Source organism: Vibrio sp. B1REV9, assembly GCF_905175395.2.
GTDB classification, from domain to species: domain Bacteria; phylum Pseudomonadota; class Gammaproteobacteria; order Enterobacterales; family Vibrionaceae; genus Vibrio; species Vibrio alfacsensis.
Genome location: NZ_HG992745.1, coordinates 1,557,322 through 1,582,020 on the forward strand (window position 1 = coordinate 1,557,322; position 24,699 = coordinate 1,582,020).

Consider the following 24,699-nt stretch of genomic DNA (forward strand, 5'->3'; position numbering starts at 1 on the left):
AAAATAATGAATAACGATGGCGTGTGCGTACTAGGATGTGCAATAGCTTTATTTTGTTCGTGCTGCAAGAGTTCAAAGAAGCTCATCAGCGTGAATATGTTAACGTGTTTGTTTGACTCCCCGAGTCCTGCTCATATCAAACAACACTACTTCCAAGCTATAACTATATGGAGAACAACGAATGGCTGGTGTTTTGGGAATGATTCTTGCTGGCGGTGAAGGTTCGCGTTTGAGACCTTTGACTGAATCCCGTAGTAAACCTTCGGTTCCTTTTGGCGGGAGTTACCGATTGATCGACTTCGCATTGAATAACTTTGTGAATGCGGACTTGATGCGAATCTATGTACTGACTCAATTTAAATCACAATCTCTATTCCATCATTTAAAAAAAGGTTGGAATATCAACGGTATAACAGATCGCTTTATTGACCCTATTCCTGCTCAAATGCGCACAGGTAAACGCTGGTACGAAGGTACAGCGGATGCGATTTATCAAAATTTACGTTTTATGGAGTTATCAGAACCCGATCAGGTGTGTATTTTTGGTTCTGACCACATCTATAAAATGGACATCAAACAGATGTTGGACTTCCATAAAGAGAAAGAAGCTTCGTTGACAGTATCAGCGCTGCGTATGCCGTTGTCAGAAGCGTCTCAATTTGGTGTGATCGAGGTAGATGCGGATGGCCGTATGATCGGCTTTGAAGAGAAACCAGCAACGCCTAAGTCAATTCCTGGCGATCCTGGTCATGCTTTGGTTTCTATGGGTAACTACATCTTTGAAGCTCAAGCACTGTTTTCTGAACTGATTGAAGACGCAGACAATGAAGACTCTTCACACGATTTTGGTAAAGACATCATTCCTAAGATGTTTCCTCGTGGTGATGTGTTTGTTTACGACTTCAGTACAAACCGTATTACTGGTGAAAGAGAAGAAGTATATTGGCGTGATGTAGGTACGATTGATGCGTACTGGCAAGCTCATATGGATCTTCTAGAAAAAGATGCACCATTCTCGCTTTACAATCGTAAATGGCCATTGCACACCTACTATCCACCGCTGCCACCAGCAACGTTCAGTGATTCCGATAACGGACGTGTCCAGATCATTGATAGCTTAGTTTGTAACGGTAGTTTTGTACGTGGCTCTCGTATTGAAAAATCTGTTCTTGGTTTCCGCAGTAACATTGCGTCAGCGTGTGACATCAGCGAGTGTATTATGCTTGGCGACGTTAAAGTTGGCGAGGGTTGTGTATTGCGTCGAGTCATTATCGATAAAGATGCTGACATTGCACCAGGGACACAAATTGGCGTGAACCTGCAAGAAGACAAAAAGCACTTCCATGTGTCAGATGATGGCATTGTTGTGATTCCTAAAGGAGCACGAATTGGCTACTAACAATTTGTCTGTACTGTTTGTAGCATCGGAAGTCGAAGGACTTATCAAAAGTGGTGGCTTGGCTGATGTAGCCAAGGCACTGCCGCAAGCTCTGCAAAACTTTCAGCAAGATGTACGAATTACTATCCCAGCGTATACGGGCATTGAGCAACTAGCGGATGCCGATTTAGTGCTTGATACTGAGCTCATGAGTTGGCCTCATACTGCTTATCGGGTCCTAAAATTGAACTTGGGCGATAACCCTGTTTATTTGATTGATTGCCCACCATATTTTGATCGTCCGTCTATGTACGCAGAGAACAACCAAGAGTACTCAGATAATGGTGAGCGCTTTGCGTTTTTTAGTGCTGCGTGTCTTGATATGCTGCCGAAGTTAGGTTTTAAACCAGATATTGTCCATGCGAATGACTGGCATACAGGTTTAGTGCCATTTCTGCTCAAACATCGATATGGCGACGATCCATTTTTTGCTGATACTCGTAGTGTTATTTCCATTCATAATGCCGTATTCAAGGGTGTCTTTAGTTATGACGATGTGCAGTGTTTGCCTGAGTTCCATAGCCGAAATGTGCCAGATGCAGCAGTGAGTGCGACTCACATTACGATGCTTAAAGCAGGTGTTATGAATGCGGATAAGATCAACGCCGTTAGCCCGACTTATGCGGAAGAGTTAAAAACGGAACTCGGCAGCCATGGTATGGCTTGGGAGTTCCAACAGCGCTCAGATGATTTGGTAGGCATTTTGAACGGTTGTGATTACAGCGCGTGGAGCCCTGAAACCGATCGTTATTTACCATTGAACTATCGAGCAAATCGACAGAGTATGGTTCGTGGTAAAAATGCTTGTAAAAAAGCACTGCAAGAGAAGCTAGGTCTAACACTTTCTGATTGTGCTATGTTCGGCATGGTATGTCGTCTTACACAACAAAAAGGCGTGCACTACTTACTGCCAGCGTTAACGGATTTTCTGAAGCACAACGTACAACTTGTCATTGTCGGTACGGGAGATCCCGTTCTCGCCGCGCAGTTAAAAGAAGTATCAGCACAATTTTCAGATAAATTCGTGTTCGTCGAAGCTTACGATAATGAGTTAGCCCACCTTGTTGAAGCGGGATCGGATTTCTTCTTGATGCCGTCTGAGTTTGAACCATGTGGTTTGAATCAAATCTACAGCATGGCATATGGCACTTTGCCGATTGTTCGTGGCGTTGGTGGACTAAAAGACAGTGTCAGCGATTATGATATAGACCCATCTTCGGCGACGGGTTTCGTATTTAACGATCCGACACCGCAAGCACTATTATTGGTGATGTTAAGGGCGCTATTGCTTTATTCTCAGAATATGACGGAAGTAAGGCGAGTTCAGCTCTATGCCATGCAAAAAGATTTTTGCTGGCACAAAGCAGCACAAGAATATCTAGCGTTGTATAGAGATGCGTTAAATTGACGCAAAATCTATAAAATTTGTAACGAAAGGCACCGAATTAGGTGCCTTTATTACTTTGCTTTAATGGAGTGTGGTACGATGCGTTTTCTTGTTTACAAAGTATGTTGATAACACGCACGCATGACTGAGCCACTTTTATTCCACAAATCCTATTTGCACCCAACGAGCCAAGAGTGGGTTGTGTTTGTTCATGGCGCTGGTGGCAGTTCATCCATATGGTTTAAACAAATTAAAGCGTATAAGCAACACTTTAACTTGTTACTGATTGATCTGCGTGGGCATGGGAAATCCAATCAACTATTAAAAGAACTGATCACGAGTCGTTATACCTTTACGGCGGTGACACAAGATATCCTGAAAGTACTTGATCACCTGAAGATTCAATCTGCCCACTTTGTGGGAATGTCTCTTGGGACGATCATTGTCCGCAACCTTGCCGAGTTGGCTTCTGAACGAGTGCGTTCAATGGTTTTAGGTGGTGCGGTGACTCGTTTAAATACCCGCTCACAGATCTTGGTCAGATTAGGGAATCTTGGTAAGCATATTTTGCCTTACATGTGGCTTTATAAGCTCTTTGCTTATGTTGTTATGCCACAAAAAAATCAGCGTGAGTCGCGTCATCTCTTCATCCGAGAAGCAAAAAAATTGTGTCAAAAAGAATTCAAACGTTGGTTTATTTTGGCTGCAGATGTCAACCCATTGATGAAGTACTTTAAAGACCGTGAATTGCCCATTCCAACGTTATACTTGATGGGAGATAGGGACTACATGTTTATTAAACCGGTTAAAGAGATGGTGGCGGTACATAAACTGAGTGTATTGCGTGAAATCCCTAATTGCGGCCACGTATGCAATGTTGAGCGTCCGGATGATTTCAACCAGCATTCTATTGAGTTTATTAAGCAGCAAAGTCTCGGTGCTTAAGACTTGTGATTTAAAGAAAGAAAAATCGTTCAGAGAATGAAAATAAATAGGGGAGCAATTATGGCTCCCCTATTTGATATCCACATTGCCAGCACGCTCCAAATTGCCCCTCATTTTGCTCAGAGCAATTTGGGCATTGCCAGTCTTGGTAAACGTGTTCGGCTTGTTTATGATAATCTTTAATCACTGCTTCAGCTTTTAACTTCTGCTGCGAATGTAAGAGCCATACATATGGGTCTGTATCATCGCTAAAAGGGAGTTCGCCTTTTAATCCGAACATACCCTCACCTCTGACCTCACACGCTATCTGTTCGGTTTTAAGCAGCTCACAAACGATATGGGCTTCCGCTGGATTTTTCGCGATGTATATTTTCATTAAGCGCTTCCATTGGGTACTTGAGCGGGACGAATTTTATTCATAATCCATTTTGCGATGATGGGGAATAGGCCGAGTAGGGCAAACGACGCTAATACTGTAGGCGATACAATACCAGAGAGGCTATCAATGGTCGCCAATTGCGTTCCCGCATTTAAGTATACTGCTGTTCCTGGCAACATACCGATTTGGCTGGTTAGATAGAATCGAGTAACGGCCATTGGCGTTAACCCCATAAGCAGGTTGATGAGGAAAAACGGGAATACCGGAATCAAGCGCAAAGAAAATAGATAAAACGCACCATCTTTCTCAACACCTTGATTGATTGCGCTGAGTTTATTGCCAAATTTATCTTGAACCCACTCACGCAGTAGGTATCGGCTGCTGAGAAAAGCGATAGTCGCACCAATGGTGCTGGCAAACGAAACGAGCAGTAAACTTGTCCAAAAGCCAAACAGTGCAGCGCCAAGCAAGGTGACTACGGCCGCTCCTGGGATTGAAAACGCCGTTATCGCAATATAGGTGAAGAAATAGGTTGTTGCCGCAAGCAAGAAGTTTTCCTCAATGAGAGTATTCAACGCTTCCTGCTGCGCTTTCGCATTTTCTAATGTTAAGTATTGGCCGAAGTTGATACCTAAAAGGAGGATTACCGCGAGTAGGATAAGCCCCAAAATCAGTTTCTTATTCATATCATTCATCTCGTTTAGCTTGTTAAAGAATAAGACAGAACTGGGCGAAAAAAAATTTCAAAAAAAACCGCAGTGTAAAACTGCGGCTATGTTTTAAATCTTATGAAGCGGATTAGGAAAGGCCATTCATGAGTTCTTGTCGGCGTTCTTGTGGTACTACACTCCAATGCGTACCATTGATCGCTCCCTCAAGGGCCCAAAGCAATTCCAAACTTACACTAGATGCATGAGTTTGTTGAATTGCCTTGTACGCATTTAATGCGCCTTTGTCCTCTAGTTGCTCTACCGAATCGATGCCTGCTTTTTTAAGCATGCGTTCAGTCGCTAAACGTAGGTTTGGCAAATCTTTTAGTCGGTTAGGCTTTGTTGTTGCCTGTTGTTCTTTTTCAAGCTTGGCGCTTTCTAGAGACTTCCTTGCAACATCAAGGATTTTGTCGGTTGAATCCCATAGCTCGTCAGAAATAGCATAGTATTTCGTTACCACTGGGAAGCCACGTTTTTTATAGACGTAAGGTCTAAGTCCTTGAGTCTCGAAAGTAGATGAAGTTTTCTGATCCGCTCGGATGTGCAATTGATGATTTACTACTAGTGCAAACATAGTGTCATCTGCAAACAGTCCGAAGCCACCAAACATTGAGCGCGACTTGATCGTACCAAGTGCCTCAAATAGCTTCATAGAGTCTTTGAGTATCGGTTTATCCATGATGAGTTATCTCGGTGTAATTAGTATTACGCCACCAAAAATCAGGTCCGAGAGAATAGCAAATGCATGCAGTTATAATGTCATTAAAGGGTAAACTCGTTAAATGCATATTTGCCATCGGTAACCCCGCTACCTTCTACTGATACGACGATGATTGAAAATAACCATCATCGAAAACAGTCTTTAAAAACGATAGTCTTCAAAAATAGCAGTCTTCAAAAAAACAGCCGTTTTTAAAAATAACGGTCTTCAAAAACAAATAGTTAAGGCCGGAAGCTTTGCGTCCCACTCTTTCGAATGGTTTGCCCTGTGCGTGACGGTATCAGAATACTGCTTTCATTGAATTAACATCACATCCTGAATATGGAAGTGTGATATTAGTTCAATTAAAAAGGGGTATTTAATGAGTGTTGTTTCATATCTCTTAGCTAGATATGACAGTAAACTCGATAAATACAAATTCGAATACATTGAATTAAAACAGCATGTTATAGCGAAGCGCGTTAGGCTGTCTACTCTCAAATCGGTCAAGTGGTCATAGGTTCAGCGATAGTAAATTTACTTGCCTAAATTCAACCCAGTATGATGCGAAAATAGAGCAAAAATGGAAAGATTCAGAAAACAAAAAGCGCCCCTAACAAGGAGCGCTGAAAAGAATCACTATCGCATAGTGTACTTATTGATTAGTTAAGCTTGCTTACCGTGTTACGTACGACAATCTCTGGCTGCATTTCGAAAATACGTTTATCGTGTTCTTTATCTTTAATGCGTTCAAGCAAGATTTCGAATGCATTCTTACCTACACGACGTTTCGGTTGGTGAATTGTCGTTAGCGGCGGAGAGAAGTATTCAGCAAGTTCAATGTTGTCGTAACCGATCACAGAAATATCTTCTGGGATCTTAACGCCATTTTGTTGCAGACGGCTCATTAGGCCTAGTGCCATGGTGTCATTAAAACAGAATACTGCAGTCGGGCGTTTTTCCATTGCAGTAATGTTATCTGCAGCAAGAACGGCAGTATCACATTCAAAGTTACCCTCAAGAATCCAGTCTTCTTTAACGGTAAGGTTTGCTTCTGCCATTGCACGTCTAAAGCCAGCAATTCGCTCTTTACATGCTGCTTTATCGAAGTGGCCGCTTAAACAGGCAATTTCGCTATGACCATTGTCAATCAGATACTTAGTTGCTAGATAGCCGCCTTCTTCAGAGTTATCAATGATTTTATCTGCTTTCGAGCTTTCAGGGCCCCAGTCCATCACGACTTTAGGAATGTCTGCGTGGCGGTCTAGCATTTCTTGCAGTTCTTCTGTTAGGTCAGAACACATCACTAAAATGCCATCGACACGCTTTTCTGCAAGCATGCGAATATAGTCACGTTGTTTCTCGTAAATACCACCAGTATTACACAGGATCAATGTATAGCCTTGACGGTAACAGTAGCTTTCTACGCCATCGATCACTTCAGAGAAGAAAAGGTTCGTTGACTGAGTAACCAACATACCGATAGTGCGCGTTGAGTTACACTTTAAGCTGCGAGCAACAGCACTAGGCGCGTAATTGAGCTCATCAACCGCTTTCATTACTTTTTCTTGAGTGGTCTCAGCAACAAAACGAGTTTTGTTAATTACGTGCGACACTGTGGTGGTTGAAACGCCGGCTAAGCGAGCAACGTCTTTAATTGTGGCCATAAATGATGTCCTGTATCGAGCTACTGAATACCGTAGTGAAGACAACCATGCGCTTAGTGTCTTGCGCAAACTGAGCAGTTACGAAAAAGCAACGCTGATAGGTTCGGCAGTGGTTGTTCCGAAATCGGTATAAAAAGATTTGTAGCGACATTGGTTGCTGAGAAATATATTCCTTGATTAGTGATACAAGGAATGGCTCAGCAAGCAGAGTAATAAAACACAAAAACCGCTATATTTCAGCGGTTTACATATAAGTCATATTTAATCGTTTGCGCTCACATTTTAGACCTATGTGAGCAGGCTGGCAACATATTCAGCGATGGTTTTGTGCTTTTTATGTCACATTTTAACGGCTAAATTCACTGTACTTCTCTGAACCAGTGAGAAACAAACGAATAAAATAAGGGGGCTGTATGACGAGTCCCCCTAAAATAGCCCGCAATTATTCACCAAGAAGGTAGTCGCTGTCCAGTTTACAGAAAGCGATCAGCATTTGAGCAACACTAACGTAGAAGCCAAACTCATCGAATTGCTTACATTTTGCTGCAAACATAGGTAACCAAGTAAGCAGTTGCTTTTGGATGAAGTCGTTTTGTGCAACGAATGCTTCTTCCATATGTTTTTCTTGCTCGAGTTCGTTAGAGCGAATGATCATGTTGCCTAAGAAGTCGAGCTCTACAGCAAGGTGATCGGCTGGTTCTTTCAGGTTTTCATCGACCTGAACACCAAAGTCCGCCATGAGTTTTTCCATTTCTTCTGCTGGCTTATCGTTTAGAAGACCCGACTCACCGATGTACATGGAAGCGTATGGAAGTGCTCCGTGTTTTTCTGTTTTCAGAAATAGCTCACAAAAGTCTGCGGCAAGTTCGAGTTGAGCGTCTTCACGATCTTGAAGTCGGTTGAGTGCATCGACCAATGCATCGACTGATGTCTTTAGGGATTCGTTTTCACCTAGGCCAGCTAAAAAACTTCGGATTTCAACACTGTGGTAGCTCTCTAGGTCTTTTTCGGTAAGTTCTTTAGCGAATAGGCTAGAAAACCACCAGTAAATTTCGGCGCGTTTTTCGTTAAAAGCTTTCACTTCTTGCATTTTTTGCTCCTGAAATGATGCACTTAAGGCGGCATCTTGAAGTCACTTGAGTACAATCTCTTAAGTGTAAACAATTAAAATGAATAGCAGTAACTATAATTGTTATTGTTTATGGGTAATTATGCCTAGTTATTAATGGCAACAAATAAGCTTGCTTTGAATCAATAAAATCGCAAAATCTTGCTTTTTAATGTATCTATGACTAGAAATGTTACTAGTTATGAATAGAATACGTCTTGGAATAAAAAAGACAGAAAGTGGTGTAAATGAGCTATCACGTATTAGTCGTAGAAGATGATGTTGTAACTCGTAGTAAGTTAGCGGGCTACTTCCAAAATGAAGGTTACAAAGTCAGTGAAGCAGAAAGTGGCGCAGAGATGCGTGAAGTGCTTCAAGGTGGCGGTGTTGACTTGATTATGTTGGATATTAACCTGCCCGGTGAAGACGGTCTTATGCTTACGCGTGAATTACGCAGCCAATCAGATATCGGCATCATATTAGTGACAGGACGCACGGATAGCATTGACAAAATCGTTGGCCTAGAAATGGGCGCAGACGATTATGTGACAAAGCCTTTTGAGTTAAGGGAATTATTGGTTCGCGTTAAGAACTTATTGTGGCGTATCTCAGCGGCACGCAACGGTTCACAAAAGAACGCGAATGAAAGCAATGAAGAGCACATTGTGCGCTTCGGTGAGTGGACGTTTGATATTCAGCGTCGTGCGCTAAGCCGTAATGGTGAGCCAGTGAAGCTAACCAAAGCAGAATATGAACTGCTGGTTGCACTGTCTTCGTATCCAAACCAGGTGTTAAGCCGCGAACGTATTTTGAACATGATCAGCCACAGAGTGGATGCGCCAAATGACCGTACAATTGATGTATTGATTCGACGTATGCGCGCTAAGATGGAGTTTGATCCTAAGAACCCACAAATCTTTGTGACCGTTCATGGTGAAGGCTACATGTTCGCAGGTGACTAGTTACTATTAAATTAAAAAGTTATTGCGAAATAAAAAAGGAGAGCGCATGCTCTCCTTTTTTGTAACTGCTGATTTTTAGTAATTGTTTAATCACTTTCAGTTGTTGCTCAATAACTGAAAGCTATTGTTTTTCAACGGAATTCAGCTATGGCTGCTCTACTTCCACCATTGGCGTTTGTACAACGGTATCTCTCAGTTCTTGCCAAAGGCCGCCTAAATACTCATGCCAATAAATTTCCGTTTGTTCTAAGTACCGTGCTCTAGGTGAGTATTTGACCCAAGGTTGATGAATTTCATCGATAGCAAGGTAGTTCGTTGGTGCAGGGATAGGCTTAATTCCGGCTGCATGAAATTCATAGAGTGCACGTTTCATATGACTCGCAGACGTCACCAAAACGACTTCTTTTTGCTTCACAAACGCTGCCGCTTGTCTTGCCTCTTCCCAAGTGTCTTTAGCATCTTCCAGTAGAATAATATCGGATTTCGCAACGCCGAGTGCTAAGGCGACGTTTGCCATCATACGTGCATGGCTAATTTCCGACCCACCGTCATAGCCTGATAAGATGAGCTTCGCGCCCGGATACATGCGCAAAATTCGAATTCCCTCGGTTAAACGCATGAGTGCAGTGCGGCTTAGTTGAGATGTTGGTGGGATCTCATCATCGACCACATGACCATTTCCAAGCACCATCACGTAATCCACACTCTGAGAAGAGGGTAAGAATGCTTTGTATTCACGTTCTAGAGGCATCAATAATTTTGACGAAATCGGTTGGAAAGCAACCATAAAGATACCAACAAACGAGAGAAGAACAATGAAGCAACCTGTTTTGCGTTTGGCGGTAAAACTAATAAGAGCAAGACCTAATAATCCAATGAGTAGCAGTGCGGGCAAGGGCATGACCAGTGCGGTCACAACTTTTTTCAGCTCAAACATACATAAATAGTCCGAAAAAACATCAATTGATAATAAAAATGAGGGTGACCCTCTTTATTCCTGCTTTCCTTGTGCCAGAATAGCGGCACAATCCGTTATGATAACTCAAGCAGAAGTGACAGAAGACCGCAATTTCGACGATATCGCCCACAAATTTGCAAAAAATATTTACGGCTCCGATAAAGGGGAGATCCGGCAAATCATTGTGTGGGAAGATTTTCTACAGATTCTAAGTGAATTAGGCGCCGACCAGCAACCCCTAGACGTTTTAGATGCAGGGGGCGGTTTAGCGCAAATGTCGCAAAAGCTTGCTAAGCTCGGACATCGTGTCGCGTTATGTGATCTATCTTCGGAAATGCTACAGCTAGCAAAACAGGATATTGAAAAAAACGGTTTGCTTGAGCAGTATCGCCTGATTCATTCGCCTGTCCAGTCTATTGGTGAACATATGGACAGTCAGGTGGATTTTGTCATGTTCCACGCAGTGATGGAGTGGCTGGTGGATCCAAAGCCCGCTCTGGAAACGGTATTGGAGCAGGTCAAACCGGGAGGCATGGCTTCGGTTATGTTTTATAACCACCATGGCTTGGTCTACAAAAATGTGGTTTGTGGCAACATTCCTCATATTTTGGACGGTATGCCTCACCGAAAAAGATTTAAACTACAGCCACAAAAAGGTCTGAAACCAGAAGAAGTCTATCAGTGGATAGAAGATTCTGGATTTAGCATTTGTGGTAAGTCTGGTATTCGTTCATTCAGTGATTACATCGGTAATATGCAGTACATGGGCGATTACCAATTTGAAGATGTGTTGGCACTAGAAAAACAACTCTGTCGACAAGAGCCATACCTCTCATTAGGCCGCTATATTCATGTGTGGGCTAAAAAGAACGAGAAACAGGAATAACAATGAGTGAGATGACTCTCAATGCTGCAGAACAACCGATAGATGAATTGGTTGGCTGGGTTAAGCAGCACGATTTCTCGTTGAACCTGACCACTGAGCGATTGGCATTTCTGATTGCCGTCGCCGTATTAAGCAACGAAAGGTTTGACGAAGAATTGGGTGAAGGTGAGTTGCACGACGCATTTGCCATCGTCACTCGACTTTTTGATGAAACGGGTGAAGCATCGGCTTTTCGCGCAAACAATGCCATCAACGAAATGGTAAAGCAGCGTCTAATTAGTCGTTTTGTTAGTGAGATTACGGATGGGGCGAGTATTTATCGCTTGTCTCCGCTTGCTATCGGCATTACCGACTACTACGTACGTCACCGCGAGTTTTCAAAACTTCGCCTCTCCATTCAGCTATCAATGGTCGCTGATGAAATGGCAAAAGCGATTGAAGCGGCGCAAAAAGGGGGAACCCCGGGCCATTGGCAGAAAAACGTCTATGGAGTATTGAAATACTCTGTGGGTGAAATCTTCGACCAAATTGATCTCAACCAACGTGTGATGGATGAGCAGCAGCAATCTGTGAAGCAACAGATTGCAGATCTGCTTAACAAAGATTGGCGCGAAGCAATTAACAACTGTGAATCTTTGCTGTCCGAAACCTCAAGCACACTGCGCGAGCTACAAGACACGCTGCAAGCGGCCAGTGATGAACTACAAACTCAGATCCTGGACATTCAAGAGATTGTTTATGGTGATGCAGAGTTAGAGTTTATTGAAGAAGCGTTATTCGGTTTACAAATGAAGTTAGACCGTATTACGAGCTGGGGCCAGCAAGCGATTGACCTTTGGATTGGTTACGACCGTCACGTCCATAAGTTCATCCGTACAGCGATTGATATGGATAAGAACCGTGCGTTCAGTTCGCGTTTACGTCAATCCGTAAAAGACTATTTTGATATGCCATGGTATCTGACCTATGCCGATGCAGAAAGACTCTCCGATCTTCGTGATGAGGCTTTGGTTCTGCGTGACGATGAGGTAACAGGGCAAGTTCCAATGGAAGTGGAATACGAAGAGTTTCAACAAGTCAATGATGAGTTGTCTGAGCGTATTGGTGACATGCTTAAAGCACATAAAGAGCAAGGCACGCCAATCGATTTAAGTGTGGTGCTGCGCGATTACCTCGCACAACACCCTAGAACTCATCACTTTGATTTAGCCCGAATTGTTGTTGATCAGGCTGTGCGTCTAGGGTACTCAGAATCTGACTATCAAGCGGTTCAACCAGACTGGAAAGCAATCAACGAATTTGGGGCAAAGGTACAAGCAAATGTCATCGACCGATACTAATGAATACATGTCAGAGAATCTGGCAAAAGCAATTTCAAACCCTCTGTTCCCAGCGCTGGATAGTATGCTACGAGCAGGGCGTCATATCTCAAGTGAAGATCTAGATAACCACGCATTGTTGTCGGATTTCGAACTTGAGCTTTCTTCTTTCTATCAGCGCTACAACACTGAATTGGTGAAAGCGCCAGAGGGATTTTTTTATCTTCGTCCACGTTCAACATCTTTGATTGGCCGAAGTGTGCTTTCTGAGCTAGATATGCTGGTGGGTAAAGTACTTTGTTTCCTTTATCTAAGCCCAGAGCGTCTTGCCCATGAGGGTATCTTTACTAACCAAGAGCTATACGATGAGTTGCTTGCATTGGCTGATGAAAACAAGTTGATGAAGCTTGTGACCAACCGTGCAACAGGCTCTGACCTTGATAAAGAAAAACTGTTTGAAAAAGTACGTACGTCTCTACGTCGCCTTCGTCGTTTAGGCATGATCATCAATATTGGTGAAACCGGTAAGTTCAGTATCAGTGAAGCAGTATTTCGTTTTGGTGCGGATGTGCGCATTGGTGATGATATGCGTGAAGCACAACTTCGCTTGATCCGTGACGGTGAAGCCGTGGTTCATACCAAAGAGCCAAGCCAAGGCAGCTTGTTGTCTGAAGAAGATCAAGAAAGCCAAGATGAGCAAGAAAACCTAGAAGAAGCAACACAAGAGAGTGAAGCATGAGCATGATTGAACGCGGTAAATACCAATCGCTAACCATGGTCAACTGGAACGGCTTCTTTGCCCGTACGTTTGACATCGATGGTCTGGTAACCACGCTATCAGGTGGTAACGGTGCAGGTAAATCAACCACAATGGCGGCGTTCATCACCGCATTGATTCCTGACCAAACGCTACTGCACTTCCGTAACACCACAGAAGCAGGCAGCAGCCAATCGTCTCGCGACAAAGGTCTGTACGGTAAGTTGCAGCCTGGCGCCTGTTATGCGGCGCTAGATGTGGTGAACTCACGTAACCAACGCCTATTGTTTGCAGTAAAACTGCAGCAAGTTGCGGGTCGTGATAAGAAAGTAGACATCAAACCGTTTGTTATTCAAGGCTTGCCAAGCCATGTTAAACCGACGGATATCTTGGTTGAAAGCGTATCTGCGACTCAAGCTCGCGTACGTCAAATTAATGAAGTTAAAGATGCCGTTGCGGAGTTTGAGGGAGTGCAGTTCAAAGCGTTCCCATCAATTGTGGACTATCACGCGCAAATGTTTGAATTCGGTGTCATTCCGAAGAAACTACGCAACTCAAGCGATCGTTCTAAGTTCTACCGTCTGATTGAAGCATCGCTTTACGGTGGTATCTCAAGTGCGATTACGCGCTCGCTACGTGACTACCTTCTGCCACAAAATGGCGGTGTGAAGAAAGCATTCCAAGATATGGAATCGGCGCTGCGTGAAAACCGCATGACGCTAGAAGCGATTAAAACCACACAAACTGACCGTGATTTGTTTAAACACTTGATCACAGAGTCGACCAATTATGTGGCCGCGGATTACATGCGCCACGCCAACGATCGTCGTAACAAGTTAGATAAAACGCTGTCGCTACGTTCAGAGCTATTTGGTTCTCGTGAAACTCTCGTTGAGCAAAACAACCTGCTTAACCGTGTTCAAGAAGAGCTAGAACTGTTGATCGAGTCGGAATCGGCGCTAGAGCAAGATTACCAAGCGGCTTCTGACCACTTGCAACTGGTGCAAAATGCACTGCGTCAGCAAGAGAAGATCGAACGCTACCAAGAAGATCTTGAAGAGCTGAGTGAGCGTCTTGAAGAACAGATGATGGTAGTGGAAGAAGCGCAAGAACGCGTGATGATGGTAGAAGAGCAAGCGACCGTTGCGGAAGAAGAGGTGGATAGCCTTAAGACGCAGCTGGCGGACTACCAACAAGCACTCGACGTTCAACAAACTCGTGCACTTCAATACCAACAAGCGGTTCAAGCGCTGGAGAAAGCGAAACAGCTACTTGGCGATGACAGCCTAACGGCAGAATCGGCACAAGCGCTTGTCTCTGAGCTTAAGAGCAAAGAATCAGAAAGCACCAATGCGTTGCTATCGGTTAAGCACAAACTGGATATGTCTTCTGCAGCAGCAGAGCAGTTTGAAACCGCGCTTAAACTGGTACAAAGCATCGTTGGTCAAGTTGAGCGTAAAGACGCGTCTGAACATGCGAAACCGCAATTGCGAAAGCGCGTGAATCTCAGCAGATTGCGCAAAACGAACAGCAATGGCGTGCACAGCACCGTGACCTTGAGCGTAGCCTTAACCAGCAGCGTCAAGCGCGCGAGCTAGTCAATGAATACCAAAAGCAGTTCCATGTTGAACTGACGGACGAAATCACGTTTGAACAAGAACGTGAGCGTCACGCGATGCAAATCGACTCGCTAGAAATGACGCAGGAAGACGTGCGTGAGCAACGCAGCGAACAGCGTCGTCTAGAGCAAGATGCAGCAGCGGAAATCAACAAGCTAGAAGCCATTGCTCCAACTTGGATTGCGGCGAACGATGCGCTAGAAAAACTGCGTGAGCAAAGTGGCGCTGAGCTAGAAGATAGCCAGTCAGTCATGAGCCAAATGCAAGTGGTGCTTGAGCAAGAGAAGACCCTTTCTCTGGCGAAAGACAAACTGGCAGAGCGACGCAGCCAACTTGACACTGAGATTGAGCGTCTTGCTTCTCCTGGTGGTTCAAACGACCCTCGCCTGAAAGGTTTGGCAGATACACTAGGCGGCGTATTGCTGTCTGAGATCTACGATGACATCACGATTGATGACGCGCCTTACTTCAGTGCGATGTACGGCCCGGCTCGTCACGCTATCGTTGTATCTGATCTGTCTGGTATCGAAGAGAAACTGGTAGAGCTAGACGACTGTCCAGAAGACTTGTACATCATTGAAGGTGACATCGATGCCTTTGATGACAGCTCATTCGATGCAGAAGAGTTAGAAGGCGCGGTTTGCGTTCGTATGAACGATCGCCAAATGCGTTACTCTCGCTTACCTGAGATCCCACTGTTTGGTCGTGCGGCACGTGAGCAGCGTTTAGAGCTACTGCGTAACGAACGTGAAGAAGTGGTAGAAAAGCACGCAAAAGCGGCATTTGACTCGCAGAAAATGCAGCGTCTGTACCAAGCGTTCAACCAGTTTGTGGCAAGCCACATTCAAGTAGCGTTCGAAGCAGATCCAGAACAAGCGCTGGCGAGCATTCGCGACAAGCGTAACCAAATTGTTCGAGTATTGGCGGATCTCGATGCCAAAGAGCAACAACAACGTTCTCAGCTTCAAATCAGCAAGCAAGCATTGTCCTCTTTGGATAAGCTTGCACATCACATGGCATTGATTGAAGACGATACGCTACAAGCGCGCTTTGATGAGTTGGAAGAGAAAATTGCACAACTATCAGAAGCAAAAGCATTTCTAACCAACCACGCAAAAGCGGTGGCAGAGTTGGAAAAAGTGTCTGTTGCGCTAGACGCTGACCCAGAGCAATTCGATGCACTAGCAGCCGAATACAAAGCAGCAGATGAGCAGCTACAAGATCTCAAGAAGCAAATCTTTGCACTCTCAGATCTCGTTGAGCGCCGCCACTACTTCGCTTACTCAGATTCAGTAGACCTGCTGAACAAGAGCAGCGAACTGAGCGAACAGCTAAAAGCGAAACTGGTTCAAGCTGAACAAATGCGTACTCGCTCTCGTGAAGAGTTGAAACAGTCGCAAGGTCAAATGAACCAATACAACCAAGTATTGGCGTCGCTGAAGAGTTCACACCAAGCGAAACTGGAAACGGTTCAAGAGTTCAAACAAGAGCTGCAAGAGTTTGGAGTTAACGCCGACGAAGGTGCGGAAGAACGCGCTATACGTCGTCGTGACGAACTGCATGAACGCCTACACACTTCTCGTTGCCGTAAGAGTGAATACGAACGAACCATCACCTCTACAGAACTAGAGATGAAAGCGCTTGTTAAACGCCTAAAGAAAGTGCAAAAAGACTACGTTGAGCTACGTACATTCGTGGTTGCAGCAAAAGCGGGATGGTGTTCGGTACTTCGCCTAGCGCGTGAGAACGATGTTGAACGTCGTCTTCACAAGCGCGAGTTAGCTTATATGTCGGCGGATGAACTGCGTTCAATGTCGGATAAATCATTGGGTGCGCTGCGTCTTGCGGTTGCAAACAACGATGATCTGCGTGATGCGTTGCGTCTATCCGAAGATAATGCTCGCCCAGAGCGTAAAGTTCTGTTCTATATCGCAGTTTATCAACACCTTCGTGAACGTATTCGTCAGGACATCATCCGTACTGATGATCCGGTTGAAGCAATCGAAGAGATGGAAGTAGAACTGGCGCGTCTAACGGAAGAGCTAACGCAACGTGAAAACCGCCTAGCGATCAGCTCTGAGTCAGTAGCAAGCATCATCAAGAAAACGATTCAGCGTGAGCAAAACCGTATTCGTATGCTTAACCAAGGCCTGTCGAATATTTCGTTTGGTCAGGTGAAAGGCGTGCGCCTAAACGTGAAGATCCGCGAAAGCCACGAAGTGCTGTTGCATGGTCTAGCAACGCAGCAAGAGCAGCATAAAGATCTGTTTGAGTCGACTCGCTTTACTTTCTCTGAAGCGATGGCGAAACTGTTCCAACGAGTGAACCCGCATATTGATATGGGCCAACGTTCTCCTCAGGTTCTGGGTGAAGAACTACTGGATTACCGTAACTACCTAGAGCTAAGTGTGGAAGTGAACCGTGGTTCTGACGGCTGGCTACAAGCAGAATCTGGCGCGCTATCAACGGGTGAGGCGATCGGTACTGGTCAGTCAATTCTATTGATGGTTGTTCAGAGCTGGGAAGAAGAGTCACGTCGTTTACGTAGTAAAGACATTGTGCCATGTCGTCTGTTGTTCCTCGATGAGGCAGCACGTCTGGATGCGAAGTCTATTTCGACACTATTCGAGCTTTGTGATCGCCTGGATATGCAGCTTCTTATCGCGGCGCCAGAAAATATCAGCCCAGAGAAAGGCACGACCTACAAACTGGTTCGTAAGGTGTTTAAAGACCACGAGCACGTACACGTTGTTGGTCTGCGTGGATTTGGTCAAACCGATAAACCAAAGAGCGAAGCTCAAGAACTGATTGAAGAGCTTGAAGCATAGACTCTGAGTTAAACAAAACGCCCGCCATATTCGCGGGCGTTTTTGTATCTGATGAGACGTTATAGCAAGTTAGGATGGCTCTTTATTGATTACGATTAGTGAAGAAACTTAGGCGTAATAAAACCGAGAATGCAGAACAACAGTCTCGGTTTTTTATTATGCGCTAGTTAGGAGGCGCTACTCCTCTGAAAAGTCGTTTCCTTGTTCGATCATTTCAGCAAGCTCATTAAGTGCTTGGACAGAGAGCTCTGACAAACGTTGTAAGTGTTGGTCTAAAGTTTCCTGTTCTACAAGCTGGGGGTTAATTATTGTATTTTTGTTTTGTTGCATCGCCCAACCTCTCGAGTTGAGTAAGGGGGAGTAATCATGATAGTCAAAGAGTCGAACAAAAAAGAAACAATCGATGTTTAAATTGTTAGGTTGATCATTGTTTATGGAAAGGTGGTGTGTTTTTTTAGAAAGCGAGCAATAACGTGAAGAAATGAAATAACGCTAGCACCACCGAATGGGATGCTAGCGAAAGGGTTTAGAATTGAGATTTGACGCCGAATTTCTCGATTGCGTAGGCGACGCGTTCTAGTGGTTTAGGGTACTCAGCAGGCATCCCAAGCGCTTCAATATGCTTTAAACGTGGTAATAAGCCAGCGCCGTTTGCAATTTGAATTGCGAGACCTGGACGTGCGTTAAGCTCCAGTACCATAGGGCCTTCTTCTTTATCCAACACCATGTCTGTACCCATATAGCCAAGGCCAGTCATTTCCCATGCACTTGATGCAAGCTCTAACAAGCGTTCCCAGTGGGGGACTTGTAGCGTTGATAAGTCTTTACCCGTATCTGGGTGGTGTGTGACGGGTTGGTCAAACTGGACGGCTCGAATTGCTTTTCCTGTTGCGATATCAATACCTACGCCAACCGCACCTTGGTGTAAGTTTGCTTTACCATCAGAGGCGGAGGTTGAACAACGCATCATCGCCATGACAGGGTAGCCTTTAAATACGATGATTCGTACATCCGGAACGCCCTCATAACTGAAGCCATCAAAGCAATCATCAAACTTGATAAGGTTCTCAACCACAGCTACATCGTTTTTTCCGCCAAGCGAGAATAGGCCAGCTAATGCATTACTAATATGGCGTTCTACCTCTTCTTTGTTACAGGTCGAACCGGATGGTTTTGTGTAAACGCCATCCTTGTGAGAAGTAATCACCAAGATCCCTTTACCGCCACTGCCTTGTGCTGGCTTGATGACAAATCCAGGCCAATCTTCAACCATCTTATGAATGGTTTTGACTTCCGCTTGGCTATTGATCACGCCAATCAATTTAGGAACTGTGGCACCTGCTGCTTCGGCAATGATCTTGGTCTTGAGCTTATCGTCCACCAAAGGGTATTTAGAACGGTCATTATAGCGCCCAATATAACTATGGTTGCGCTTGTTCATTCCCATAATACCCTTATGGCGAAGTTTTCCTGGCGAAGTAAAACGTTCAAACATCGTTTAGTCCTCCGCTAGTGGCTTAAAGCGACGCAGCTCTGTTAGACGGTAACCCGTGTAAGTACCGAGTAATAAGATTCCTGCCAATACAATAAGTTGTAGGCCAATAAAGTTAAACGTTAGGTGTTGAATGTAAGGGTTGGTCATCGCTAGGTAAACCAAAACAGCAGTTAACAGCGAACCACCACCTTGCATTGCTACTTCTTTCGCCCCTTCTTCTTCCCACAGAATAGACATACGTTCGATCGTCCAAGACAAGATGATCATAGGGAAGAATGTAATCGTGAGACCTTCAGTGAGACCAATCTTGAATGCCACGACCGTGAAGACCGAGATGATCATGATAACCGTAATAATGACGGCGGAGATCCTCGCGACAAGAAGGAGGTTTAGCCTTGATAGATAGCTTCGAATGATCAAACCAGTGCCGACGATTAATAGGAAACCGACAATACCGGTCACTAGCTGAGTTTGTACAAACGCAACGGCAATCAGAACAGGCATGAATGTACCAGACGTTTTTAGACCGATGATGACACGCAGGAATACAACAATAAGTGCACCGATTGGAATCAACATGATGGTCTTAAACATGGCTTGCTCTTCTAAAGGCAAACTATGAATAGAGAGGTTAAGTAAGCCATCCGCTTCCACTTTGTTATCCGTTGCTTGTTGAGGCGTCACTTCTTGTTTGATCATTGAGAAGTGAACTTGGCTGTTTTTACCGCCAACTAAATCAAGCAGTGATACGTTTGATTCATCCCAAACGAGCAAGTTAGGCTGCGCTGCGGCTTGTTCTGAATTTGGAGAGAACAATACCCATTCATCACCAGACCAGACTTGAACCATTGGTTGAATCGTTTGACGTCGACGACCATCTTCAAGTTCGATGACACCAACAATCTTGCTTTGGACACCGGCGGTTAATAGGATTTTGCTTAACGCATCCGTGCGGTCAAAATCGTTCAGAATCAGAGCTGCGTTTTGGCTGTCAGGATCATTGAGAGTTTTGATCAGTTCACGAGCAAAGGTGACATTATCAGCCGAGCGGCTCATCGCACGTTCAATTAACGCGTTTGCTGCTGCTTGCTGAGGTGCAGAAAGCGTTGGTTGGACAATATCTTCTGTTGGAGGTTGTGGATTAACTTTCGCTTGAGGGTCAACAAGGAACTGAGCCTTGTAATAAATAGTTTGTGGCCCTTTAGCCTGACGAATAGACCATTCTGCTCGGCGACCTGAATCAGAGTCCACATAAGAAACACCGTAACCTGGTGATGATGCTGACTCACCAATGAGCGTGTAGCCTTTTTGAGTATGTGGTGCAGCAAGTGACGCTTTTACTTCACCGCCATTTGCGTTGAATTCGATGCGAGCTTCAACATCCCAAACTTGACGAGTTTCACCTGGCGTCCATGGAACGCCGTAGTTTTCGTGTCTAAAAACACTCAAAGCAATGCCTGCAACCACCAATAGAATGATTGACAAGTAGAACGGTATTCTTGAGGTCATAATTTACCTTTTTATTTTTGGTCTTCTTCCGTTTGAATATATTTACGACTCACATCTACCATGGCAATGTCGCGTAAAAACTCTCTTCCTAGTAGAACAGGATGGTTCATTTGAGAACGATCTGCCAACGTAAATTGCGCTTTTTCATGAATTTTTCCGACACGGACCCAAAGCTCTACAACTGCTCGGCGTTCGAGTTCATCTGTCGTTGCTTGGCGAATTTTTACGTAGCGAATAATTGGTGCTTCGATCCAAATATCTTTCTCTGCATCTGACTTGGTATTGTCTGCTAAGTGAAAGCGAACCCAGTTTTTGCCGTTTCTCTCAAACTCTTCAATATCAACCGCATTCAGAGACGAAGTTGCCGCCCCCGTATCCACGCGAGCATCAAAGGTTTGCTTGATCGAATCAATAGTTACGCGCTCAATCGAGCCAAGAACAATCTCATGAGTTGGGGTTGCTTGAATTGGAGCAGGAGCTTGAACGATGATAGGGTCTTTGGGTTTTCTTACTTCAGCCATCGCCTCATCACGGAAAGCGATAAGTTCGCTTTCCAGCTTATCGACGTGATCTTCAAGGCTTTCTATATAATCGGATTGATTACTAAGTTGGAGTTCTAAATTAGAGACTCGGGTATTAAAGTTTGTCTCAGAGGCTTGGATAGCAGCTAGCGTTTCTTGGTGGTACTGCTCGCCTTTCGTAAGAGTGCATCCTGAAAGTAGGGCGATCGCAACAACCGGAGTCAATCGTGTAAACATTGATAACCTTGGATTGGATGAAGTCGTTTATTTTTAGTAGTTTAGCTCAGAACGCCGAATGGTCACAAGAAAGAATCTATTGCAGACTCTTATAGAGTGAGGATTAGTGACGTTACGCTAAAAAATAAAGGATGCAATTGGCATCCTTTATAAGATTCATGGAGAGATTAATGTCTTAACGGCGGGAATGAGTTAAGACAATGTCAGAAATCTCAGCGAATTATGGTTTACGTGCCACAAGTACTGCTCGACGAGGTGCAGGGTAGCCCTCAATGGTTTTGCTTGGATCGCTCGGGTCTAAATAATCCGGTAATGAGTTGTGCGTCATCCAATCCGTAGTACGTTGTTCATCTACAGAGGTCACATTTTCATCTACGATGCGAACGTCTTCAAAGCCGACAAGTTCTAACCAAACTTTAAGCGCTTTCGCTGATGGGAAGAAGTACACATTACGCATCTGTGCGTAGCGAGAGGTTGGCACCAAGACTGCGTTCTCATCTCCCTCAATCACCAATGTTTCTAGCACCAGTTCACCACCGGATACCAATTGATCTTTAAGTTGCACTAAGTGATCAAGCGGCGAACGACGGTGGTAAAGTACACCCATACTAAATACGGTATCGAATGCTTCTAACTTAGGCAGCTGTTCAATACCTAATGGTAGTAAATGCGCACGTTGGTCATCACCCATGAGCTTGCGCATGGCTTCAAATTGAATTAGGAACAGGTGAGATGGATCGATACCAACACAAAGGCGAGCACCTGCACCGAGCATGCGCCACATGTGGTAACCATTGCCACAGCCAACATCGAGAACGCTGCGGTTTTCGAGCGGAGAAATATGAGGAAGAACTCGGTCCCATTTCCAGTCACTGCGCCATTCAGTATCGATATGGATGCCATGAACATGATATGGCCCTTTGCGCCATGGATGGAATGTACGCAGCAAGCTTTCAAGTTTCTTTAACTCACCAATGTGCATCGGTTCGTTATTCGAAATAGTGACTGAATTTATGATATCAACATTATCAGGCTGACCAGCAGGGATCTTGTTCAGGGCTTTCAACCAGCGACCAAAGTCACCGTGCTCTGCATTTTGCCAGTCCGTTAGCTGTTGTGGTAACACGTTCAGCCAAGGTTGAAGACGGGTGTCTTGGGCAATTAATTGGTAGAAATTTGCAAAGTTAAACATAGTTAGTTCATCGCTGAGTTGATGTTATAAAAATAAATAGTAGCTATAAAAATAAGTCGCTATAACCATAAGTTGCTATAAAAATAAATCGCTATAAAAATAGTCAGTTAGTGACTTTCGCTCGTATCGGTTTAAGCACTAAGCCGTTTACTTGATGGCGAACATCGAGCCAAAGTTAAAGCACTGGAACCAAACGTCGTAGCTTGAGAAACCAATTTTAGCAAAACGCTCTTTATGGTCTTTCTTTGAATCAGGACGCATGACGTTTTCGATTGCGCTGCGTTTTTGACTGATCTCTAGCTCACTGTAGCCATTGGCACGTTTAAAGTCATGATGCAGGTCGATCAGTAGTTCATTTGATACTTCATCTTCAAACACGTATTTTTCTGACAAAATCAAAATACCACCAGGACGCAGACCTGCGTAGATCTTTTCTAATAGCGCATAGCGATCTTCTGGTGATAGAAATTGTAGTGTGAAGTTAAGTACGACAACCGATGCATTTTCAATTTCGATATTGCGAATATCGGCTTCTACGACTGTCACAGGTGTGTCACTGCGGTACGCATTGACGTGCAACTTACAGCGTTCAACCATCGCAGGTGAGTTGTCGACGGCAATGATCTGACAACCCTCTTGTTTGATATGACGGCGCATTGACAGTGTTGCAGCGCCCAAAGAACAACCTAAGTCATAGATGGTCGAATGTGGTTTAACAAAACGTTCAGCTAGCATACCGATTGCAGAAATGATGTTGCTGTAACCCGGTACGGAGCGCTGAATCATATCTGGAAAAACTTCCGCTACGCGTTCATCGAACGTGAAATCCCCAATTTTATCGATTGGAGCCGAAAAAATAGTATCTGGATTGCTATTAGGGTTCATAACCAAATCTCTGCATGCAGCGGCCTGAAACGTCAGGCATCAAAAAAGGCGCGTATTTTATGGGAAATTCGCGCCTCTGTCATTTTCTTAATTATAAGTGCATTTAAAACATCTGTATTTGCGAGTTACCATCGTTGGCTGGAAATACCGCTAAATTAGGCAATGAAAGTTTAAGCTGCTGTTGTTTATACAGCTTTTCGGCTAGCTCTGGAGCCTGTACGTTATCTGGCGTGTGAATCATTAAATACGGCTGAATACCTTGTTCAACCCACAACGGTAGCTTTTGCAGCCAAGGTTCGAAAAAGCGTAAGTTCTCCTCCATGTTAGGATGACCAATAAAGCGAATCATTGGATGCGTGGCCGTCGCGATAGCATGCACCGGTACGCGAGGCTTGTGCTGGTGGGCATCGATCACGGCTTGAGAGGTTGGTTTGGCGGCAAACACTGGGCGACTGTCCATAATGATTCGATTAATACCACTTTCTAATAGCCATTGGTTTAAAGCGCGTTCATCGTCTCCTTTGGAGAAAAACGCCATATTGCGTACTTCTACGCCCAATGGAAAGTTCGGCGGGAATCGGGCACAAAAGGTTTTGAGCCTATCAAGGTTCTCAGGTCCAAAAGCTGCAGGCAATTGAATGGTCCATTGTCCAACGCGTTCATGCAAAGGTTCCATTATTTTCATGAAATCAATCAGTTGTTCATCTACGCCTCTTAGCATCTGATCGTGAGTGATTGCTTTGGGGAGTTTGAACGTAAATTTGAAATCATCGTGTGTTGCGGCTTTCCAATTCTGAACGGTATTTGTCGTAGGAGTGGCGTAAAAAGTGGTGTTGCCCTCGACAGTGTGGAAAACCCGAGCGTACTTCTCTAGTCGCTCCGCAGGTTTTGTGCCACTGCCATAAAAGCTTTGTTGCCACTGATTGTGTGACCACATTGTTAATCCAAGTCTTAGAGGTAAACCAACCATGACGACTCCACTGTTATGTTGATGGTCGATACTTTACGAGAGTTTTGCTGAAACGGATAATTTCAAGGTATAATCATCCTCAACTTTTCTGCTTTGGTGCGCTTTTGAGCATTTGTTGTACTAAAAAGCACCAGGGAATGATAAAACACACTTAATTGTATGTTGAGTAGTCGATTTTTATAGGCTTTCAGCGTATAAATAAATCTTTACTCTGCTCGGCAATGACG

General features: G+C 44.4%; 20 protein-coding genes, 1 pseudogene and 1 riboswitch. Of the genes and pseudogenes, 8 read left to right on the forward strand and 13 right to left on the reverse strand.

Translation table 11 applies throughout. The annotated features are described in order from the left end of the window. Positions 1 to 181 precede the first annotated feature (181 nt). The 3 genes from glgC to KHN78_RS12705 all read left to right on the forward strand — a co-directional run bounded on the left by glgC (position 182) and on the right by KHN78_RS12705 (position 3,770). The gene (gene glgC / locus KHN78_RS12695) at positions 182 to 1,399 is read left to right on the forward strand and encodes a glucose-1-phosphate adenylyltransferase (RefSeq protein WP_128810559.1); all 1,218 of its coding nucleotides are present in this window, start codon (positions 182 to 184) and stop codon (positions 1,397 to 1,399) included. Beyond that, positions 1,389 to 2,846 (forward strand): glycogen synthase GlgA, encoded by a 1,458-nt coding sequence (glgA, locus tag KHN78_RS12700; RefSeq protein ID WP_211916302.1) that lies wholly within the window; start codon positions 1,389 to 1,391, stop codon positions 2,844 to 2,846. Before glgC ends, glgA begins: the two co-directional genes overlap by 11 nt. A 120-nt stretch (positions 2,847 to 2,966) precedes the next feature. Then, on the forward strand, positions 2,967 to 3,770 hold the full coding sequence (locus tag KHN78_RS12705; RefSeq protein WP_211916303.1) for an alpha/beta fold hydrolase: 804 nt from the start codon (positions 2,967 to 2,969) through the stop codon (positions 3,768 to 3,770). A 58-nt stretch (positions 3,771 to 3,828) separates the two neighbouring features. On the opposite strand, the gene KHN78_RS12710 is transcribed toward KHN78_RS12705, so the two are convergent. From KHN78_RS12710 to torD, 5 genes are all read right to left on the reverse strand, one after another. After that, a complete protein-coding gene (locus KHN78_RS12710) occupies positions 3,829 to 4,146 on the reverse strand; it encodes a putative signal transducing protein (RefSeq protein ID WP_128810562.1) in 318 nt (105 codons plus the stop codon). Further along, the gene (locus tag KHN78_RS12715) at positions 4,146 to 4,835 is read right to left on the reverse strand and encodes a TVP38/TMEM64 family protein (RefSeq protein WP_211916304.1); all 690 of its coding nucleotides are present in this window, start codon (positions 4,833 to 4,835) and stop codon (positions 4,146 to 4,148) included. Before KHN78_RS12715 ends, KHN78_RS12710 begins: the two co-directional genes overlap by 1 nt. A gap of 112 nt (positions 4,836 to 4,947) precedes the next feature. After that, positions 4,948 to 5,538, reverse strand: a complete 591-nt coding sequence (locus tag KHN78_RS12720) for a TfoX/Sxy family DNA transformation protein (protein WP_211916305.1) — start codon at positions 5,536 to 5,538, stop codon at positions 4,948 to 4,950. A 116-nt stretch (positions 5,539 to 5,654) separates the two neighbouring features. Next, positions 5,655 to 5,855: riboswitch (cyclic di-GMP riboswitch) on the reverse strand. A 366-nt stretch (positions 5,856 to 6,221) separates the two neighbouring features. Continuing rightward, a complete protein-coding gene (gene purR / locus KHN78_RS12725) occupies positions 6,222 to 7,226 on the reverse strand; it encodes an HTH-type transcriptional repressor PurR (RefSeq protein ID WP_211916306.1) in 1,005 nt (334 codons plus the stop codon). A gap of 442 nt (positions 7,227 to 7,668) precedes the next feature. Beyond that, on the reverse strand, positions 7,669 to 8,316 hold the full coding sequence (gene torD, locus KHN78_RS12730; RefSeq protein WP_128810565.1) for a molecular chaperone TorD: 648 nt from the start codon (positions 8,314 to 8,316) through the stop codon (positions 7,669 to 7,671). A gap of 266 nt (positions 8,317 to 8,582) precedes the next feature. Between torD and torR the strand changes: the two genes are divergently transcribed. Then, complete coding sequence (gene torR, locus KHN78_RS12735; RefSeq protein WP_128810566.1) at positions 8,583 to 9,296, forward strand: two-component system response regulator TorR; 714 nt, start codon at positions 8,583 to 8,585, stop codon at positions 9,294 to 9,296. A gap of 145 nt (positions 9,297 to 9,441) precedes the next feature. Here torR and elyC read toward each other — a convergent pair whose 3' ends face one another. After that, positions 9,442 to 10,233, reverse strand: coding sequence for an envelope biogenesis factor ElyC (gene elyC / locus KHN78_RS12740; protein WP_211916307.1), 792 nt, complete (start codon positions 10,231 to 10,233; stop codon positions 9,442 to 9,444). Positions 10,234 to 10,348: 115 nt separating this feature from the next. Between elyC and cmoM the strand changes: the two genes are divergently transcribed. The 4 genes and pseudogenes from cmoM (at position 10,349) to mukB (ending at position 17,663) form a co-directional block, all read left to right on the forward strand. Beyond that, positions 10,349 to 11,140, forward strand: coding sequence for a tRNA uridine 5-oxyacetic acid(34) methyltransferase CmoM (gene cmoM / locus KHN78_RS12745; protein WP_211916548.1), 792 nt, complete (start codon positions 10,349 to 10,351; stop codon positions 11,138 to 11,140). Between the two features lie 2 nt (positions 11,141 to 11,142). Beyond that, positions 11,143 to 12,480 (forward strand): chromosome partition protein MukF, encoded by a 1,338-nt coding sequence (mukF, locus tag KHN78_RS12750; RefSeq protein WP_128810568.1) that lies wholly within the window; start codon positions 11,143 to 11,145, stop codon positions 12,478 to 12,480. Beyond that, positions 12,461 to 13,198 (forward strand): chromosome partition protein MukE, encoded by a 738-nt coding sequence (mukE, locus tag KHN78_RS12755; RefSeq protein WP_211916308.1) that lies wholly within the window; start codon positions 12,461 to 12,463, stop codon positions 13,196 to 13,198. Before mukF ends, mukE begins: the two co-directional genes overlap by 20 nt. Positions 13,199 to 13,200: 2 nt before the next feature. Next, positions 13,201 to 17,663, forward strand: a pseudogene (mukB, locus tag KHN78_RS12760) (chromosome partition protein MukB). A gap of 177 nt (positions 17,664 to 17,840) precedes the next feature. Here mukB and KHN78_RS12765 read toward each other — a convergent pair. The 7 genes from KHN78_RS12765 to KHN78_RS12795 all read right to left on the reverse strand — a co-directional run bounded on the left by KHN78_RS12765 (position 17,841) and on the right by KHN78_RS12795 (position 24,472). Beyond that, positions 17,841 to 17,993 carry a hypothetical protein gene (locus tag KHN78_RS12765; protein WP_128810570.1) on the reverse strand — a complete coding sequence of 51 codons (153 nt, stop codon included), beginning with the start codon at positions 17,991 to 17,993 and terminating at the stop codon, positions 17,841 to 17,843. Positions 17,994 to 18,189: 196 nt separating this feature from the next. Continuing rightward, complete coding sequence (locus KHN78_RS12770) at positions 18,190 to 19,158, reverse strand: alpha-L-glutamate ligase-like protein (RefSeq protein ID WP_128810571.1); 969 nt, start codon at positions 19,156 to 19,158, stop codon at positions 18,190 to 18,192. A gap of 3 nt (positions 19,159 to 19,161) precedes the next feature. Then, positions 19,162 to 20,667 carry an inactive transglutaminase family protein gene (locus KHN78_RS12775; RefSeq protein WP_211916309.1) on the reverse strand — a complete coding sequence of 502 codons (1,506 nt, stop codon included), beginning with the start codon at positions 20,665 to 20,667 and terminating at the stop codon, positions 19,162 to 19,164. Between the two features lie 11 nt (positions 20,668 to 20,678). Next, positions 20,679 to 21,425 carry an ATP-dependent zinc protease gene (locus tag KHN78_RS12780; RefSeq protein WP_211916310.1) on the reverse strand — a complete coding sequence of 249 codons (747 nt, stop codon included), beginning with the start codon at positions 21,423 to 21,425 and terminating at the stop codon, positions 20,679 to 20,681. A 220-nt stretch (positions 21,426 to 21,645) separates the two neighbouring features. Continuing rightward, complete coding sequence (gene cmoB / locus KHN78_RS12785) at positions 21,646 to 22,617, reverse strand: tRNA 5-methoxyuridine(34)/uridine 5-oxyacetic acid(34) synthase CmoB (RefSeq protein ID WP_211916311.1); 972 nt, start codon at positions 22,615 to 22,617, stop codon at positions 21,646 to 21,648. A 147-nt stretch (positions 22,618 to 22,764) separates the two neighbouring features. Then, the gene (gene cmoA / locus KHN78_RS12790) at positions 22,765 to 23,502 is read right to left on the reverse strand and encodes a carboxy-S-adenosyl-L-methionine synthase CmoA (RefSeq protein WP_128810574.1); all 738 of its coding nucleotides are present in this window, start codon (positions 23,500 to 23,502) and stop codon (positions 22,765 to 22,767) included. Between the two features lie 103 nt (positions 23,503 to 23,605). Continuing rightward, a complete protein-coding gene (locus KHN78_RS12795; protein WP_211916312.1) occupies positions 23,606 to 24,472 on the reverse strand; it encodes a DUF72 domain-containing protein in 867 nt (288 codons plus the stop codon). Positions 24,473 to 24,699: the final 227 nt, after the last annotated feature.

Coding starts and splice junctions, on each gene's coding strand:
- glgC (WP_128810559.1), top strand. CDS start 182: ATGGCTGGTGTTTTGGGAATGATTCTTGCTGGCGGTGAAGGTTCGCGT.
- KHN78_RS12705 (WP_211916303.1), top strand. CDS start 2,967: ATGACTGAGCCACTTTTATTCCACAAATCCTATTTGCACCCAACGAGC.
- KHN78_RS12710 (WP_128810562.1), bottom strand. CDS start 4,146: ATGAAAATATACATCGCGAAAAATCCAGCGGAAGCCCATATCGTTTGT.
- KHN78_RS12715 (WP_211916304.1), bottom strand. CDS start 4,835: ATGAATAAGAAACTGATTTTGGGGCTTATCCTACTCGCGGTAATCCTC.
- KHN78_RS12720 (WP_211916305.1), bottom strand. CDS start 5,538: ATGGATAAACCGATACTCAAAGACTCTATGAAGCTATTTGAGGCACTT.
- purR (WP_211916306.1), bottom strand. CDS start 7,226: ATGGCCACAATTAAAGACGTTGCTCGCTTAGCCGGCGTTTCAACCACC.
- torD (WP_128810565.1), bottom strand. CDS start 8,316: ATGCAAGAAGTGAAAGCTTTTAACGAAAAACGCGCCGAAATTTACTGG.
- torR (WP_128810566.1), top strand. CDS start 8,583: ATGAGCTATCACGTATTAGTCGTAGAAGATGATGTTGTAACTCGTAGT.
- elyC (WP_211916307.1), bottom strand. CDS start 10,233: ATGTTTGAGCTGAAAAAAGTTGTGACCGCACTGGTCATGCCCTTGCCC.
- mukF (WP_128810568.1), top strand. CDS start 11,143: ATGAGTGAGATGACTCTCAATGCTGCAGAACAACCGATAGATGAATTG.
- mukE (WP_211916308.1), top strand. CDS start 12,461: ATGTCATCGACCGATACTAATGAATACATGTCAGAGAATCTGGCAAAA.
- KHN78_RS12765 (WP_128810570.1), bottom strand. CDS start 17,993: ATGCAACAAAACAAAAATACAATAATTAACCCCCAGCTTGTAGAACAG.
- KHN78_RS12770 (WP_128810571.1), bottom strand. CDS start 19,158: ATGTTTGAACGTTTTACTTCGCCAGGAAAACTTCGCCATAAGGGTATT.
- KHN78_RS12775 (WP_211916309.1), bottom strand. CDS start 20,667: ATGACCTCAAGAATACCGTTCTACTTGTCAATCATTCTATTGGTGGTT.
- KHN78_RS12780 (WP_211916310.1), bottom strand. CDS start 21,425: ATGTTTACACGATTGACTCCGGTTGTTGCGATCGCCCTACTTTCAGGA.
- cmoB (WP_211916311.1), bottom strand. CDS start 22,617: ATGTTTAACTTTGCAAATTTCTACCAATTAATTGCCCAAGACACCCGT.
- cmoA (WP_128810574.1), bottom strand. CDS start 23,502: ATGAACCCTAATAGCAATCCAGATACTATTTTTTCGGCTCCAATCGAT.
- KHN78_RS12795 (WP_211916312.1), bottom strand. CDS start 24,472: ATGGTTGGTTTACCTCTAAGACTTGGATTAACAATGTGGTCACACAAT.